Below are 16,507 nucleotides of genomic sequence, written 5' to 3'. Positions count from 1 at the left end.
GTGAGAGTTCCATTTAAAAAGGGTCCATGATGAACATGAACCCTTTTTACACCAGCCACCGGATCGGTCAACCGATCCTTAAACGATCGGCATTAAGCCGAAGCTCCCTTTTTTTACCTAGCCGGAAATTACAGGCTTTCGGTAAAGGTACGTGCGATAACGTCACGTTGCTGTTCTGGCGTCAGTGAGTTGAAACGCACCGCATAGCCAGAAACACGAATGGTCAGCTGCGGATATTTTTCTGGGTTCTTGACCGCATCTTCCAGCGTTTCACGACGCAATACGTTCACGTTCAGGTGCTGACCACCTTCTACGCGCACGGTAGGTTGCATTTCCATCGGCACTTCGCGGTACTCGATCTGGCCCAGTTCGCTAACAGGCACGATCTGATCTTCCGCATAATCCGCTTTGGCACACACACAGCGCGCTTCTGATTTCTCTTCATCCAGCAGCCAGAAAGAGTTCACCAGTGCTTGATTGTTCGCTTTAGTGATTTGAATACCAGTAATCATTTTGTTGCCTCCGTAATAGGGAGAAAAATTTCTACGTCGCCGGAAACTCGGTTGTGATTTCCGGCCATTTGGTAAAACCAATGTTGTCTTGTTGTTCTGTATACCAGTCAAACCGGGTCAATTCTTTGACTAAAATCAATTTTTACGGGGTAGCTGAATGAGCATAAGAGGCAAATTTATGTTTTATATCAATTTTACCTTCTTGCTCATTAAAATTATTTTTGTAAATTTTCAAAAATATTTGTATATCTCGCTCGCCATACCCATTGAAAAAGCGGGTTTCGCCGAGCAGAGGTTAACGGTAAGCTATGCACCTTGAATTGCTAACAAAAACAAAGGAGAGTGCTTATGTCTACCTCCCTCACCTGGCATGACGTCATTGGCAAAGAGAAAGAGCAGCCCTACTTTCTGGACACACTCGCCTTTGTTGCCAATGAACGCCAGGCCGGTAAGACCATTTATCCACCGCAGAAAGACGTGTTTAACGCTTTCCGCTTTACCGAGTTGGCGGACGTCAAAGTAGTGATCCTGGGTCAAGATCCCTACCACGGCCCAAACCAGGCCCATGGCCTGTCGTTTTCCGTGCGCCCAGGCATCCCCGCACCGCCTTCACTGGTCAATATGTATAAAGAGCTGGTGACGGATATCCCTGGCTTTGAACGCCCGACACACGGCTGCCTGCAAAGCTGGGCCAAACAAGGTGTACTGCTGCTCAATACCGTATTAACCGTTGAAGGTGGCCGGGCGCATTCTCACGCTAACCTGGGCTGGGAAACCTTTACCGACAAGGTCATTGCCGCACTAAACGAAAATCGCGAGGGTGTCGTGTTCCTGCTGTGGGGGTCACATGCGCAGAAGAAAGGCAGCTTTATCGATCGCCAGCGCCATCATGTGTTGAAAGCACCGCATCCCTCCCCGCTTTCCGCCCATCGCGGTTTCCTGGGTTGCCGCCACTTTTCGCAAACCAATCAGTTATTGGAACAACAAGGCCTGGCACCGATTGACTGGGTGCCGCACCTGCCGCAGGAATGATCCAGGCACAAAAAAGGCACCACACGGGTGCCTTAATCCTCACCAGATCTTATTAAGACTTGGCTTTGGATACCGCTACCATCGCAGGGCGCAGCAGGCGGCCATTCAGCGTGTAGCCTTTCTGCATCACCATCATCACATGGTTCGGCTGATGGTCGGCTGATTCCATCAGGCTCATCGCCTGGTGAACGTCCGGGTTGAATGGCACGTTGAGTTCGCCTACCACTTCGATGCCGTACTTGCGTACCGCGTCCAGTAGTGATTTCAGCGTCAGCTCGATCCCTTCGATCATCGCGACCAGTTCAGGATTGTTCTTGTCCGCCAGCTCCAGTGCTCGCTCCAGGTTGTCGATCACCGGCAGCAAATCACCTGAGAATTTTTCCAGCGCGAATTTGTGAGCCTTCTCGACATCCAGCTCGCTACGGCGGCGAACGTTTTCCATTTCGGCCTTGGCACGCAGCACACTATCACGCTCGCGTTGCTGAGCTTCGGCCAGTTGGGCTTCCAACTCGGCAATGCGATCATCGCGCAGATCGGCGCCTGCCGCCATGGCTTCCTCGTGCTGTACTTGCTGTTCCATTTCTTCCGAGGCTTGCTCGTTTGGCGTCTTCTGTTCTTTACTACTCATGAATATCTCCGCGTTTTAGCATTAATCTCGCAACTTGGCTTATTATGGGGATCAAAACCGGGGTTTCAAGTCAACCGGTCACAATGTGGGGCATAAACCGTCCCTGGTGAGGAAAATGGCAGCGATGAAGAAAAAATTTGCATGTATTGGCATTGTTGGGCACCCGCGTCACCCTTCCGCATTAGCTACTCATGAAATGCTGTTTGAATGGTTGGTTGCCCGTGGCTACAAGGTGATCCTTGAGCGCCAGATTGCCCATGATTTAGGCATGAAAGACGTCGACACCGGCAGCCTGGCAGAGATTGGTCAACAGGCCGATCTGGCCGTCGTGGTGGGTGGTGATGGCAATATGCTGGGCGCAGCGCGCGTATTGGCGCGTTATGACATCAAGGTGATCGGGGTAAACCGTGGCAATCTCGGCTTCCTGACCGATCTCGATCCGGACAACGCACTCCAGCAGTTGGCAGACGTGTTGGAAGGGGAATATATTGACGAGAAGCGCTTCCTGTTGGAAACCATCGTCCATAAAGAGTACCAGCAATGCCGCGTCAGCACCGCGATTAACGAAGTGGTGTTACACCCTGGCAAGGTGGCGCATATGATCGAGTTCGAAGTCTATATTGACGATCGCTTCGCCTTCTCGCAGCGTTCCGATGGCCTGATCATCGCCACGCCAACCGGTTCTACTGCCTACTCGCTTTCCGCTGGCGGGCCCATCCTGACCCCATCGCTGGAAGCCATCGCGCTGGTGCCAATGTTCCCGCACACGCTTTCTGCCCGGCCGCTGGTGATCAACGGCGACAGCACCATTCGCCTGAAGTTTTCCCATATCGGCAGCGATCTGGAAATCAGCTGCGACAGCCAGATCGCCCTGCCCATCCAGGAAGACGAAGAGGTACTGATCCGCCGCAGCGACTTCCACCTGAACCTGATCCACCCCAAGGATTACAGCTATTTCAATACGTTGAGTACCAAATTAGGCTGGTCAAAAAAATTATTCTAAAAATGGCGCCAACCGCTTTACTGTATATAAAACCAGTTTATACTGTATGAAATCACAGTCATGTGTTTATGAACAGGAAGGTCCCTATGTTGGCGCAATTAACCATCAGCAATTTTGCTATCGTTCGTGAGTTGGAGATCGACTTTCAAGCGGGTATGACGGCAATCACCGGTGAGACCGGTGCCGGTAAGTCGATTGCTATTGATGCGTTAGGTCTGTGCCTCGGCAACCGTGCCGACGGCAACGTGGTACGTCTGGGGGCCTCCCGCGCCGATATCTGTGCCCGCTTCTCACTGGCAGATACCCCTTCCGCCCGCGCATGGCTGGAGCAAAACCAGTTGGATGACAGCAACGAGTGCCTGCTGCGCCGCGTGATCGGGGCAGATGGCCGCTCCCGTGGCTTTATCAACGGCACCGCCGTTCCCCTATCCCAATTGCGGGAGCTTGGCCAGCGCCTGATCCAGATCCATGGCCAGCATGCTCACCAGCTGCTGCTAAAACCCGAACACCAAAAACAGTTGCTGGATGCCTATGCTGGCGAACCCGCCCTACAGGCAGCCATGCACCAGGCTTACCACCAATGGCATCAAAGCTGCCGCGAGCTGGCGCACCACCAGCAGCAATCTCTCGAACGCGATGCCCGCAAACAACTGCTGCAATACCAGTTGAAAGAGCTGAACGAATTCGCCCCGCAGGCCGGTGAGTTTGAGCAGATCGACAGTGAATACAAACGTCTGGCCAACAGCGGCCAGTTGCTGACCCTCAGCCAGCAGGCCCTGCAACTGCTGGCCGATGACGAGCAACACAACATGCTCAGCCAGCTCTACACCACCAAGCATTTACTGCTGGATCTGATCGGCATGGATGAGAAGTTAAGCGGCCTGCTGGATATGCTGGAAGAAGCCTCGATCCAAATCAGCGAAGCCAGCGATGAACTGCGCCATTACGCAGACCGCATGGATCTCGATCCTAACCGGCTGCATGAGCTGGAACAGCGCCTGTCACGCCAAATCAGCCTGGCACGTAAGCACCACGTTGCGCCGGAAGAATTACCCGGCCTGCATCAACAGTTGCTGGATGAGCAACAGTTGCTTTCCCAACAGGCCAGCGATCAGCAACACCTGAGCGAAGCGGTAAACCTGCATCATCAACAGGCGCTGGTGCTGGCTGAACAACTGCACCAAAAACGGCAGCACTACGCAGCCGAGTTAACCACCCTGATCACCGAAAGCATGAATGCGCTCTCGATGCCGCACGGCAAATTTAATATCGACGTACGCTTTGAACCAGAATACCTAAGCAGCGAAGGGGCCAGCCGCGTTGAGTTCTGCGTCTCCACCAACCCGGGGCAACCGCTGCAACCGTTGGCAAAAGTGGCCTCCGGCGGTGAGCTTTCCCGCATCGCGTTAGCCATCCAGGTCATTACCGCCCGTAAAATGGAAACCCCGGCGCTGATCTTCGATGAGGTGGACGTAGGCATCAGTGGCCCAACGGCCGCCATTGTTGGCCGCCTGCTGCGTCAGTTGGGTGAATCAACTCAGGTTATGTGCGTGACCCACCTGCCGCAGGTAGCCGGTTGCGGTCATCAACATTTATTTGTCAGCAAGCAAACCGACGGCACGGTAACCGAAACCCAGATGTCACCCTTGGACAAACGTGCCCGCCTGCAAGAGTTGGCGCGCCTGCTTGGCGGCAGTGAAGTCACTAAAAATACGCTGGCAAACGCAAAAGAATTGCTGGCCGCATAACTTTTTTGCTTTCCTGAGGTCATAATGAGGCCCTGTAAAGGTTCCCAACTGCTGCAAGGTCTATTATCATCGGCATCCTATGCCCTAAAGGAATGTGATTATTATGCGCTGTAAAATGCTGACAGCTGCCGCTGTGGTTCTTGTGATGCTGACCGCAGGCTGTTCTACTTTTGAGAAGGTGGTTTACCGGCCTGATATCAACCAGGGTAACTACCTGACACCGACCGACGTGGCAAAAATCCACAAGGGAATGACGCAACAGCAGGTTGCTTACACATTGGGCACACCAATGATGCAGGATCCGTTTGGTACCCAGACGTGGTTCTACGTGTTCCGCCAAGAGCCAGGCCATGAGAAGATCACACAGCAAACGCTGACGCTGACATTCGACAGCGCAGGCGTGTTGACGGATCTGCAGAATAAACCGGCACTGACCGAATAAGCCGAGCCGGAGCTGTCATCCGGCCCGTGGGGGAAGAGTGATATCCTTCATGACAGTCGCAGGCTGCAACTCGGAAGACAACGTTCTGATGAAGATAAGGCGCATTAAGCGCCTTATTTTTTTGCTTTTTCCGCCCGTTGGCGGCGCAGTTCTTTCGGATCGGCAATCAATGGCCGGTAAATCTCTACCCTGTCGCCATCATTGAGCACATCACCCAGCTTGGCCGGTCGACTGTAAATGCCCACCTTGTTGCTGGCCAAATCGATATCGCTGCGTAGCTCTAACAGCCCAGAAGCCAGGATGGCCTGCTCAACGCTGCTGCCTACTGCCAACTTAACCTGGCGCACATACTGGCGTTCCGGTAACGCATAGACCACCTCAACACGTATCTCAGACACTGTAGACCTCTTTGGCACGCTGAGTGAACGCTTGCACCATACTCCCGGCCAGTTCTTTAAACACTTTACCGAAGGCCAGCTCGATCAGTTTGTTGGTGAACTCAAAATCCAGGTGCAGCTCAACCTTGCACGCCTCGGGGCTTAACGCAGTGAACTGCCAGCCGCCCATCAGCTTGCGAAACGGGCCATCGACCAACTGCATATTGATACTTTGGTTATCCAGCAGAGTATTGCGCGTGGTAAAGGTTTTGCTGATGCCAGCTTTTGCCACCTCTACCGCTGCGGTCATTTCATTAGGGGAAGCGGCAATCACCCGGCTGCCGGTACATCCTGGCAGGAAATCGGGGTAAGAATGAACATCGTTAACCAACTGATACATCTGCTCAGCGCTGAATGGCACTAATGCAGATCGACTGATCTGGGGCATATCATTTCCTGAAAGGCAAAAAACGTACAGATAATACCATTTATCTGACATCAAACAAAAAATCTGCTACGCACGGCGCGGGTCCAAAATGCAAGAAATTGCGCAGGTGCTGAGTGGGAAAGGATTTCTTTCGCTGCGCCATCCAGTATAATGATCGCACTATGACAAAGAAAAAAGCATACAAACCCGGTTCCGCGACCATTGCACAAAACAAGCGAGCACGTTTCGAATACTCCATTGAAGAGGAGATCGAGGCGGGTTTGTCACTGCAAGGTTGGGAAGTAAAATCACTGCGTGCTGGCAAAGCTAACATCAGCGACAGTTATGTGATGTTCCGCGACGGTGAAGCCTATCTGTTTGGCGCCACCATTTCGCCGCTGAACGTCGCTTCAACTCATGTGGTATGCGATCCAACACGTTCCCGTAAACTACTGCTGAAAAAACGTGAGCTAGACTCACTGATTGGCCGCGTTACCCGCGATGGTTACACCGTCGTCGCCCTCTCCATGTATTGGAAAAATGCCTGGAGCAAGGTGAAAATCGGCGTAGCCAAAGGTAAGAAAGAACACGATAAGCGCGATGACATCAAAGATCGTGAGTGGCAGACGGCGAAAGCCCGTATCATGAAGCATGCCAATCGTTAAGCCGCTGGCTTAACAGGGTAATCTTCTGTTATACTGCACGAAGTACTTGGGGCTGATTCTGGATTCGACGGGATTTGCGAAGCCCTAGGAGCATGCCGAGGGGCGGTTTGCCTCGTAAAAAGCCGCAAAAAAATAGTCGCAAACGACGAAAACTACGCACTAGCAGCTTAATACCCTGCTTAGAGCCCTCTCTCCCTAGCTTCCGCTCTTAAGACGGGGATCAAGAGAGGTCAAACCCAAAAGAGATCGCATGGAAGTCCTGCCTGGGGCTAAAGTGCTAAATCTAATCAGGCTAGTTTGTTAGTGGCGTGTCCATCCGCAGCTGACCGGCGAATGTAAAGATTGGACTAAGCATGTAGTGCCGACGGTGTAGTAATTTCGGACGGGGGTTCAAATCCCCCCAGCTCCACCAAATAGGTCGCCAGTGATACCAGATAGACCCGGCGACAGTGACGAAAAAGCCCGCAATTCACGTTGCGGGCTTTTTTGTGTTTGAAATCCAGTGATTATAAATTAAATCAATGTGTTATCAGTATTGACGTTTGTCTAATAAGGAGACCAACATCCCCCCAACCCTTTAGTCAGAGGGGCTGATGCAGAGCCAAAGTCAGGTGAGGCGGTCATCCACGGCGTCATCACCTACTTAACGTGTTTTTCGCCGCTTAAGTCCCTATCATTAACGTGTGTTTACTGCGTATTTTCCCATGGATTAAGCCGTAAATTTTTATCGCATAATTAATAATTTTCATTATCATTGCGTTTTCTCAGTCAACATTCATTCCGTCAAGAGTTGTGTTAAATGAAAAAGGTCATCTGTGCGTTAGGAATGGTGCTCGCCTCGGCCAGCTCTGCTTTGGCAACCACGTATCCTCTAACGATTGAGAATTGTGGATATAAAGAGACGTTTACCAAAGCCCCCGAGCGCGTCGTCGCATTGGGACAAAATACCGTCGAAATTCTGCTGCTATTGGGGTTGCAGGACAAGATGGTCGCCAGTGCGTTTTGGCCGACCAAAGTTCTGCCACAACTAGCTGAAAAAAATGAAAAAATCAAAACGCTGACGGTAGAAATACCGACACTGGAATCTATTCTTGCGCAAAACCCTGATTTTGTTCCCTCACAACTACCTTTGCTGCTCGGCCCAGAAAGTAAAGTCGCCAAGCGCGAAGATCTCGCCACCGTTGGCGTGAATAGCTACATGTCTCCAGGTATGTGCGCAACCAAAAAAGATATTGGCGATATGTACGGTAGCCGCCAAAAACTGTGGAACATGGCCTTCCTTTATCAAGAGATTGCGGATTTTGCCAAAATCTTCAACGTCGAAGATCGCGGCCAGGCGCTAATTGCCGATTTTAAACAACGCGAAGCAGACCTTCGCCGGGAGTTCGGAAAAAACAAACAAGACCTTTCGTTTGTCTTCTGGTTCTCCAGCTCTTCCCCCTCCTCTGACGCCTATGTCGGCGGCAAGAACGGCGCTTCCGGCTTTATCGCTAATCTGCTGGGCGGCCATAACGCCATCACCTCAGAGACCGAGTGGCCGACCGTTGGTTGGGAGAGCATCATTGCTGCAGATCCCGATGTGATTGTGGTTTCAAGCCTTGACCGAAATCGCTGGGCGCTCGATAACGCAGAAGAAAAGATTAAATTTCTCAAAACCGATCCTGCGGTTAGTCAATTAGATGCGGTGAAAAAAGGCCACATCGTCGTGATGGACGGTCAGGCGATGAACCCAACGATTCGCACCATCTATGGTGCAGAACAAGTTGGCAAACAGCTCAGAAATCTGGGACTAGATAAATGACGGCAGTAGCACAACCGATGAAACAGACGTTTCTGCTAGCCGCGTCGAGTGTTTTTTCAGTGGTGTTGCTATTCCTGGTGATCGCGATTGGCGTTAGCGTAGGTGAACTTTCTATCCCGCTGCGAAGCGTGTTCTACGCCATAAGCAATAAACTCGGACTGACAGAGGTGCCCCTTAGCCGCATTTACGAAAGTGTGATTTGGGACTTTCGCCTAAGCCGTGCGCTTGTCGCGGCCTGCTGCGGTGCCGGGTTGGCAATATGTGGTGCGGTGCTGCAAAGCCTGCTGAAGAATGCTCTGGCAGAACCTTACGTGCTTGGCGTTTCTGCGGGCGCTTCAACTGGCGCGGTTTCAGTGGTCGTATTGGGCATCGGAACCGGTGCCGTGTCGCTCTCCGCCGGGGCATTTGCGGGGGCATTTGCCGCCTTTGCCTTTGTCGCCTTTCTGACCAATGGCGCACGTGGAGGCAATGAGCGCACCATTCTGGCGGGCGTTGCTGCATCTCAGCTCTTCAATGCGATTACCGCTTACACCATCAGCACATCCGCTAGCGCGCAGCAGGCGCGTGACGTGATGTTCTGGTTGTTGGGCAGTTTCAGTGGCGTGAGATGGCCTGAGTTTCAGCTGGTGCTGGTAGTCGTGCTGGTAGGGCTGGCGGTGTGCCTTTACTATTCTCGAGCATTGGATGCTTTTACTTTTGGCGATGATGCAGCCGCCTCGCTGGGCATCGCCGTGCCCTGGGTTCGCCTGCTCCTGTTCACCATCACTGCGCTGATCACTGCGACTATCGTCAGCATGGCTGGTTCTATCGGTTTTGTGGGTTTGGTCATTCCGCATGTCATGCGCTTCTTCTTTGGGCCGTTGCATCGCAGGTTGCTTATCACCAGCGCATTGGCAGGCGCTATCTTGATGGTTCTGGCCGATATAGCTTCGCGTTTATTGATCGCCCCGCAAAGCCTCCCGGTCGGCGTGGTCACAGCGCTGGTTGGCGTGCCCTTCTTTGCCGTTATTATCTACCGCTCAAGGAATAAGTGATGACTATCGCCGCTGAAAATATTACCTGGAGGGTGGGTAAAAAAACCATCGTCAACAACGTCTCGCTGAGCGTTTCGAGTGGAGAAACAGTCGGGCTACTTGGCCCTAACGGCTGCGGTAAGTCATCACTACTGCGGATCCTCGCTGGATTACGACGCCCCCACTCAGGTACTGTCACGCTGGACGGGCAAAACATCGCCCAGATGGCCAAAAAGCAGTTGGCACGTCGGGTGGCTTTTGTGGAGCAGCACGGCATGACCGAGGCCAATATGCGCGTTGTCGACGTGGTCAAACTGGGGCGTATTCCCCATCACTCCCCGTTTTCCAACTGGAGCACGCAGGATGACGATACTGTCACCGCCGCGCTCCAGCGCGTGGATATGCTTAGCAAAAGCGAACAGGGATGGCAGAGTTTATCGGGTGGCGAACGCCAGCGTGTTCACATTGCGCGAGCTCTCGCACAATCGCCAACGGAGATCCTCCTTGATGAGCCGACCAACCATCTGGATATCCGTCATCAGATACAGTTGATGAAACTCGTCAGCGAACTGCCAGTAACCAGCATTGTGGCTATTCATGACCTCAACCACGCCTCCATGTTCTGCGACTCGTTGATTGTGATGCAACAGGGGCAGATCGTCGCCGCCGGTAGCCCGCAGGAGATCCTCACAGAGTCGCTGCTTTGGGATGTATTCAGGGTAGAGACAAAGATTGAAATTTCTCCCTTCCACGGCAAAAAGCATATCCACTACATCGCTTAAGACCAGGTCATTAGCATGCCTTTGCCAATTCAACGGTCAGTTACTCAGGTCTGGCCACCTGTTTTACTAGGCAGCCAGTTTGTTTTTAATATTGGCTTTTACGCCGTTGTGCCGTTTCTGGCCGTATTTTTACGCGACGATATGATGCTGTCCGGTGGGCTTATCGGGCTGATATTAGGTTTGCGAACGTTTTCGCAGCAAGGCATGTTTATCGTTGGCGGCGCGTTATCCGATCGCTACGGCGCGCGGATCATTATCCTATACGGCTGTATGATCCGTGTGGCGGGCTATCTGCTACTGGCATTTGGGCAGTCATTATGTCCGATTATCATTGGCGCCTGTCTTACTGGCATCGGCGGTGCCCTGTTCTCTCCGTCAATCGAAGCGTTACTGGCAAAGGCTGGAACGCAGAGCGAATTACAGGGGAAACGCAGCCGCGCGGAATGGTTTGCGTTGTTTGCGGTTTGTGGAGAGCTGGGGGCAGTACTGGGGCCAGTGGCGGGAGCATTGTTGACAGGGTTGGGTTTTCGTCAGGTTGCGCTGGCGGGGGCTGGTGTCTTCGTAGTAGCACTGGTGGTATTGTTTTTCTGCCTTCCAGCTGCGAATGTCAGGAAACACACACTAAATATCCTTCCGTGGTGGACGACATTCCGTAAACCACGGTTTGTAGCCTTTATTATCGCCTATAGCTCATGGCTGTTAAGCTATAACCAGTTATATTTTGCGCTGCCCGTGGAGATCCAACGTGCTGGCGGCAGCGAAAAAGATCTTGGCCCGTTGTTTATGCTGGCATCGCTGCTGATTATTGCCCTGCAGCTACCGCTTGCACGCTTTGCTCGTCACATCGGAGCTGCGCGCATCCTGCCCGTGGGTTTTCTGCTTATTTCCGTCTCATTTCTTAGCGTCGCGCTGTTTGCTGCCACCCCTCCGCCAGAAAACGGACTCCGGCTTTTGCCTGCCGCCTGTTTTGTAACGTTATTGACCCTTGGGCAAATGCTGCTGGTGCCTTCAGTGAAAGATTTGATCCCATGGTTTGCTAACGAATCGACGCTGGGCGCACACTATGGTGCACTTGCCTCAGCCGGAGGGTGTGCGGTACTGGCGGGAAATTTCTTTCTCGGCAACCAACTTGACGCCGCATTGGCTCCTTCCCATGAGGCCATTTTCCCCTGGCTACAACTGGCATTTTTCCCATTCTGCAGCGCGATCGCAATGGTTGTGATTTGTCGCCCTATGCGAAAATAGACCGCACAAAATCATCTGATTAACGCGAGGTGTTCAGGATCGTCGCTCGATAGCTTGCCGTCCTGCACGCTTGCGTTCAGCGTCTGGCTTTTACCTGATGCCACATCCAACCGCTTTGATTAAAGCACCTAGTAATCCAGCGATGATTACGATTAATTGCTCATTCACTTCCTATTTTTTGCGCTGTTGACGACTCTTGTCCAATTGTGTGAATGAGCTCAAGTTTGGGCCTTTGTCTGTCATCTGAAGAAACACGTGCATTTTTCTGTTAGTTACTTTAGTATTTTCTAAACTTAGTAAATACTAAAGTAACTAATGACTGACGAAAACGCCTCGCTGCTTGCCAGCGCCAATGCCGCCGCGACGTTGCTCAAAGCCATGAGCAACCCCCGCCGCCTGTTGATCCTTTGTATGTTGGTTAATGCTCCAGGCACCAGTGCCGGCGAGCTAGCGCTGGCTACCGGGCTTAGCCCATCAGCCACGTCACAGCATCTGGCCAAGATGCGCGAGGAAGGGCTGATTGAAAGCACCCGCGATCGGCAACGTATCAACTATTCGATTAAAAATAGCGCCGTGCAGCAGGTCATCAGCACGCTAAAAGCCATCTATTGCCCCTGAGGACACTATGAACATAGAAACGATAACAGCTCAGCAAGCGCAAAAATTAATCATGCAGGGAGCGCAGTTGCTGGATATTCGCGGAATGGATGAGTATGCCCATGAGCATATTGCCGAGGCCAGCTTGCTGTCGCTGCCTGATATTGAGAAAGGTGACAAACCACAGGCCATTAGCGAACAGGATGTGGTGATTTTTCACTGTCAGTCTGGCCGCCGTACGTCAGAAAACGCCGCGCTATTGGCAAGGGTCGCAACGCCTGCCAAGGTTTATCTGCTTGAAGGCGGTATCAGCGGCTGGAAGCAACAAGGATTAGCTGTTGTAAAGGGTAACAACCAGCCGCTACCCATCATGCGACAGGTGCAGATTGCTGCTGGCTCCCTTATTCTGGTTGGGACAATATTGGGGTATGTAATCTCTCCCCTGTTCTTCCTGTTGTCCGGTTTTGTAGGTGCTGGATTGCTATTTGCCGGCATCAGCGGATTTTGTGGGATGGCGACGCTGTTGGTCAAAATGCCTTGGAACCAGCCTAAATAACCCGATCACTCTTCTGCAGGGGCGCTGCAGATGCTGCGCCCGCTTAACCACTACGCGACCATCTCTCCAACATCAAGGTTAGGCAAGATCCAACGAATAGACCCGTGATGACTCGCCCCACGGGTGATAACCAGGCCCATCAAAGCTGAAGCCCAATTTCTCGTAATAACCCACATGATCGGTACACAGATGTAAACGGGGAAATCCCAGTTCGCCTGCGGCCTTGGCTACGTGATTGACCAATAATGCACCGCAGCCCTGCCCACGATAATGCTCATCGACGTACAAGGCACATAGCCACGGATACAGTTCCATGCGGCTGATAAAGTCATTGGTAATCAGGCCCGCACAACCCACAACGGTTTCCCCATCCAGCAACAAATACCACTGCGGCAATGGATTTACCGCGTCGATACAACGAGTGATCGAGTCTTGATACAGCATCATGGTCTCTGGCGATGCCCACTGACGCTGGAAATAATCGATAGCCACATCGCGATAGGCTGGCTCCTGACGCACCGAAATAATGTTCACCCAACCTCCTGATTTATTATGTGGTAGCTACATTATGCCCTATTTTTGTTGGCAGTCTGTTTGCTGAGCGCATACCATTAACGCGCCGCGCTGTTATGCGGTTTATTTAATACAGGAGACGTTATGTCGCAAAATATCTATGACAATCAAACCTTCTTCGACGGCTATGCGCAACTCAGCCGTTCGGTGCAGGGTTTAGATGGTGCGCCGGAATGGCCAACCATCCGCAGCATTTTGCCCGATTTGCAGGACAAAAAGGTGGTCGATCTTGGCTGTGGTTACGGCTGGTTCTGCCGCAGCGCTCGTGAACAAGGCGCAGCCCAGGTTCTGGGAATGGATCTTTCAGAGAAGATGTTGGGCAAGGCGAAAGAGATGACCGAAGATCCGGCGATTGAATACCGCCAGCAGGATCTGGAAGCTCTACAGCTCCCGGTAGCCAGCTTCGATGTGGTCTATAGCTCGCTGACGCTGCACTATATCGAAGACCTCGGCAAGCTGTTCGCTACGGTTTATCAGGCATTGGTGAATGGTGGGGAGTTTATTTTTACCGCCGAGCACCCGATTTATACGGCGCCAAAGCATCAGGGCTGGTTAGTGGATGAGGCAGGGCAAAAATCCTGGCCAATCAATGGCTATCAGCAAGAAGGGCAACGTATTTCCAACTGGCTGGCAGAAGGCGTGATCAAACAACACCGTATGCTGGGCACCTATATCAATTTGCTGGTCCAGCAGGGATTCACCATCCGCTATCTGAACGAGTGGGGTCCTTCCGCTCAGCAGATCGCCGACAATCCGGCACTGGATGAAGAAAAAGAACGCCCGATGATCTTTATCCTGGCGGTACAAAAACCCGCTGCATAATCACTGTTAATTTCGTTAAACGTCGTTAAAACATCCAATATTGGGGAGGCTGCCTCCCCCCAATACTTTTCAAGCTTTTTCACAGCGAACGGTTCAGGGCAACTTCAGGACAACACCGTGTTACTGTCAGAACAACTTACTCGCTCGCCATTTCGCCTTCGTGGCTTTCCGGCTCAGGCTCGCTCTGAACTTCCTCAACCGGCGGCATTTCCAAACGCAGATCGATCCAGCGCCCTTCAGGAATATCCATTGGCTCCCCAGCAACGACTGCTGCGGTATCAATATCAAAGCGGCGTTTGCTGACCTTGACCGTGATCGTGCCGTCCTCGGCCGCTTCGGTAGCCACAAAGCACAGGCGGTTACCGTTGACGTCCTGCGGCACTTCAATATTCCAGCCTTCCAGCGCGAAACCTAGCGAACCCGTCACTTTGTATACGCCAACAGAGACTCGCTCGGCAGTAACGCCCGCAGCTTCGCCATTCACCGCCGCCAGCCCGGACAGGGTAAAGCCATCCAGGTATTCGTCTGGCATTTTGTCTAGATTGCTGGAGAGACGTGCTATGGGTGAGGCTTTCTTAATGAAACCATTTGAATCAACCGTAGTATTGCCACTATGCCACGCGGAAACAAAGTCTAATGTTCCATTGGAACGTGTCCAACCGGCATATAGTTTTATTGCCCCTGGTGTAGCTCCATGAGATGTATATATATGCCCCGAGTAAGACCCAGAAATAGAAGCCGTCATCCCAACCATTGCGGAACCACCGGTTGGTGCACCATTTTGGCTTTCAATAGCACGATGTATACCCGCAGGAGAGGAGTTTTTAGTAAAATCAAAAACCTCAGCGCTATTTGTAACACCTAATCCGAAATCTCCAACCTTCACGACAGGTGTTGAACCAATATACATATTATTTAATACATATGCTGTTCCTTGTCGTGCATTAACATAGAACACTGGCTTGCCTTGCTCTACCCCTTCCCCTAAAGATGAACCAATTGTAGGAACTACAGAAAAACCGTACCAAGTCCCTATACTATAATTGTTTGGAGCATTAAAGCTTGCTGTGTCGGCTCCACGAAATGCCATTGGCGCACTATTGTTACCGACAATATCAGCAACCTCTTGAGGAGTTGCCATTGCAGTTGATATAACATGGCCCTTTGGCACCGAAATTAAACCATCTGTGCGGCAAGCCATCGTGTAAGCTGTACCATTCCAGCGGATATTCATGGCTCCAGTATCGGTCTGGGCATAAACAGCACCTTTCTCTACACCTGAAACATCTCTAAATCTTAATAAGAGATTAGAGGTTGTCACACCAGACTGCATAGATTGGTCACCGACAGAAGCCAAACCACCAATCACTGATAAATATCCAGACCAGCTTAACTTACCAACAAGATTTATAGCAGAGCCATCGGTACTCCAAAAATTCCATCCCCCTTGATACCCTCCCTTATGAGTAATGAAGTCTGTCGCACCAGTGAGGCCATCATCCGTTGATGTCTTCCTGTTCCAGGATACCCACGCTCCCTGAGAGGCCGGTATAAAACCTGCTGAACCAGATGCTGTCGATAATCGAACAGGCTTTGCAAGAAGCACCGTACTAGAAATGCTCTGATCTAAAGTGGATGTTCTTGATAGATAATCCGCCTGAACCTTCGCCAACGTAGGAACGGTTAGCTTTGTACCATCGTCCTTGGTAAAGGTCATATCCCCGGAACCAGTAAACCAGCTCACCGTATCATTGCGGCTGCCTTGGAAGAAGGTCAGCATCGCCGCAAAGCGAGCGGAGAACTGGCTGATATCACCTTCATAAGTGGTGATAATCGCATAGCTCTGCCCGCTGGCAGTTGAGCCTGCATAGTTGCTGTTAAGGGTCAGTGAAGTGTTGCTATTCACCTGTTTAACTTCATACAGCTTATTGTCCGGTGCCAGTAAAATCATACCTGGCATCACGCCAAACTTGGCATCGGCCCACGCGGTGCCTATACCCGTTACGGCGGCGTTATTAGCAGTTAAATTGATAGTGCCTGTTTTATACCACATAGATATTTACTCCAAATAAAAAACGTTAATGCCGAATTAGGATTGAGGATAAAATCACTTTAGATTACGCAAAGTTGTTTACTTGTAATTTAACTGAAAACATGAATATAGCTCACATAAAATAAATAAAAAATAATCATATATTCAATGAGTTAATTAATTTTTTGGCATAAATTGATAAAGGCATATCTACTCTGGGTTATCTTAACTAGCCGCCTATTGAGCTGGAAC

At 51.4% G+C, this 16,507-nt stretch carries 18 protein-coding genes and 1 other RNA gene; 13 read left to right on the top strand and 6 right to left on the bottom strand.

Translation table 11 applies throughout. The annotated features are described in order from the left end of the window. Window positions 1-128: 128 nt before the first annotated feature. Window positions 129-512, bottom strand: coding sequence for an autonomous glycyl radical cofactor GrcA (grcA, locus tag ABIE29_RS22180; protein WP_021178913.1), 384 nt, complete (start codon window positions 510-512; stop codon window positions 129-131). Between the two features lie 348 nt (window positions 513-860). Between grcA and ung the strand changes: the two genes are divergently transcribed. Next, window positions 861-1,544: a uracil-DNA glycosylase gene (ung, locus tag ABIE29_RS22175; RefSeq protein WP_429621351.1), complete on the top strand. Its 684-nt coding sequence runs from the start codon at window positions 861-863 to the stop codon at window positions 1,542-1,544. A 52-nt stretch (window positions 1,545-1,596) separates the two neighbouring features. Here ung and grpE read toward each other — a convergent pair whose 3' ends face one another. Beyond that, entirely contained in the window at window positions 1,597-2,172 is a 576-nt protein-coding gene (gene grpE / locus ABIE29_RS22170) for a nucleotide exchange factor GrpE (RefSeq protein WP_071683953.1), read from the bottom strand. A gap of 124 nt (window positions 2,173-2,296) precedes the next feature. On the opposite strand from grpE, the gene nadK reads away from it, so the two are divergent. The 3 genes from nadK to bamE all read left to right on the top strand — a co-directional run bounded on the left by nadK (window position 2,297) and on the right by bamE (window position 5,365). Then, window positions 2,297-3,175, top strand: a complete 879-nt coding sequence (gene nadK / locus ABIE29_RS22165) for an NAD(+) kinase (RefSeq protein WP_429621349.1) — start codon at window positions 2,297-2,299, stop codon at window positions 3,173-3,175. Window positions 3,176-3,261: 86 nt separating this feature from the next. After that, window positions 3,262-4,923 (top strand): DNA repair protein RecN, encoded by a 1,662-nt coding sequence (gene recN / locus ABIE29_RS22160; protein WP_429621347.1) that lies wholly within the window; start codon window positions 3,262-3,264, stop codon window positions 4,921-4,923. A gap of 103 nt (window positions 4,924-5,026) precedes the next feature. Next, window positions 5,027-5,365, top strand: a complete 339-nt coding sequence (gene bamE, locus ABIE29_RS22155) for an outer membrane protein assembly factor BamE (RefSeq protein WP_021178918.1) — start codon at window positions 5,027-5,029, stop codon at window positions 5,363-5,365. Window positions 5,366-5,478: 113 nt separating this feature from the next. On the opposite strand, the gene ABIE29_RS22150 is transcribed toward bamE, so the two are convergent. Both ABIE29_RS22150 and ABIE29_RS22145 read right to left on the bottom strand, forming a co-directional pair. Further along, complete coding sequence (locus ABIE29_RS22150) at window positions 5,479-5,763, bottom strand: RnfH family protein (protein WP_429621344.1); 285 nt, start codon at window positions 5,761-5,763, stop codon at window positions 5,479-5,481. Continuing rightward, a complete protein-coding gene (locus ABIE29_RS22145; RefSeq protein WP_021178920.1) occupies window positions 5,756-6,190 on the bottom strand; it encodes a type II toxin-antitoxin system RatA family toxin in 435 nt (144 codons plus the stop codon). Before ABIE29_RS22145 ends, ABIE29_RS22150 begins: the two co-directional genes overlap by 8 nt. Window positions 6,191-6,351: 161 nt before the next feature. Between ABIE29_RS22145 and smpB the strand changes: the two genes are divergently transcribed. From smpB to ABIE29_RS22105, 8 genes are all read left to right on the top strand, one after another. Next, window positions 6,352-6,834 carry an SsrA-binding protein SmpB gene (gene smpB, locus ABIE29_RS22140; RefSeq protein ID WP_429621342.1) on the top strand — a complete coding sequence of 161 codons (483 nt, stop codon included), beginning with the start codon at window positions 6,352-6,354 and terminating at the stop codon, window positions 6,832-6,834. Between the two features lie 48 nt (window positions 6,835-6,882). Further along, window positions 6,883-7,246, top strand: a transfer-messenger RNA (tmRNA) gene (gene ssrA, locus ABIE29_RS22135). A gap of 387 nt (window positions 7,247-7,633) precedes the next feature. After that, window positions 7,634-8,635, top strand: a complete 1,002-nt coding sequence (locus ABIE29_RS22130) for an ABC transporter substrate-binding protein (protein WP_429621340.1) — start codon at window positions 7,634-7,636, stop codon at window positions 8,633-8,635. Between the two features lie 17 nt (window positions 8,636-8,652). Next, entirely contained in the window at window positions 8,653-9,669 is a 1,017-nt protein-coding gene (locus ABIE29_RS22125) for a FecCD family ABC transporter permease (RefSeq protein WP_429621359.1), read from the top strand. Then, window positions 9,669-10,430 carry an ABC transporter ATP-binding protein gene (locus ABIE29_RS22120; protein ID WP_429621339.1) on the top strand — a complete coding sequence of 254 codons (762 nt, stop codon included), beginning with the start codon at window positions 9,669-9,671 and terminating at the stop codon, window positions 10,428-10,430. The genes ABIE29_RS22125 and ABIE29_RS22120 overlap by 1 nt, the downstream gene beginning before the upstream one ends. Window positions 10,431-10,445: 15 nt before the next feature. Further along, window positions 10,446-11,675, top strand: a complete 1,230-nt coding sequence (locus tag ABIE29_RS22115; RefSeq protein ID WP_429621337.1) for an MDR family MFS transporter — start codon at window positions 10,446-10,448, stop codon at window positions 11,673-11,675. Between the two features lie 315 nt (window positions 11,676-11,990). Further along, window positions 11,991-12,293, top strand: a complete 303-nt coding sequence (locus tag ABIE29_RS22110) for an ArsR/SmtB family transcription factor (protein WP_429621335.1) — start codon at window positions 11,991-11,993, stop codon at window positions 12,291-12,293. A gap of 7 nt (window positions 12,294-12,300) precedes the next feature. Further along, window positions 12,301-12,828 carry a rhodanese family protein gene (locus ABIE29_RS22105; protein WP_429621333.1) on the top strand — a complete coding sequence of 176 codons (528 nt, stop codon included), beginning with the start codon at window positions 12,301-12,303 and terminating at the stop codon, window positions 12,826-12,828. A 78-nt stretch (window positions 12,829-12,906) separates the two neighbouring features. On the opposite strand, the gene ABIE29_RS22100 is transcribed toward ABIE29_RS22105, so the two are convergent. Then, on the bottom strand, window positions 12,907-13,362 hold the full coding sequence (locus ABIE29_RS22100; RefSeq protein WP_429621331.1) for a GNAT family N-acetyltransferase: 456 nt from the start codon (window positions 13,360-13,362) through the stop codon (window positions 12,907-12,909). A 123-nt stretch (window positions 13,363-13,485) separates the two neighbouring features. Here ABIE29_RS22100 and ABIE29_RS22095 point away from each other — a divergent pair, with 123 nt between their 5' ends. Further along, window positions 13,486-14,223, top strand: a complete 738-nt coding sequence (locus tag ABIE29_RS22095) for a class I SAM-dependent methyltransferase (protein ID WP_429621329.1) — start codon at window positions 13,486-13,488, stop codon at window positions 14,221-14,223. A gap of 136 nt (window positions 14,224-14,359) precedes the next feature. Here ABIE29_RS22095 and ABIE29_RS22090 read toward each other — a convergent pair whose 3' ends face one another. Next, complete coding sequence (locus tag ABIE29_RS22090) at window positions 14,360-16,276, bottom strand: hypothetical protein (RefSeq protein ID WP_429621327.1); 1,917 nt, start codon at window positions 16,274-16,276, stop codon at window positions 14,360-14,362. Window positions 16,277-16,507 lie beyond the last annotated feature (231 nt).

This window comes from Serratia sp. 2723 (assembly GCF_050434425.1).
Lineage (GTDB): Bacteria > Pseudomonadota > Gammaproteobacteria > Enterobacterales > Enterobacteriaceae > Chania.
The sequence above is the reverse complement of the archived record's forward strand: the minus strand, read 5'-3'. Positions and strand labels throughout refer to the sequence as shown.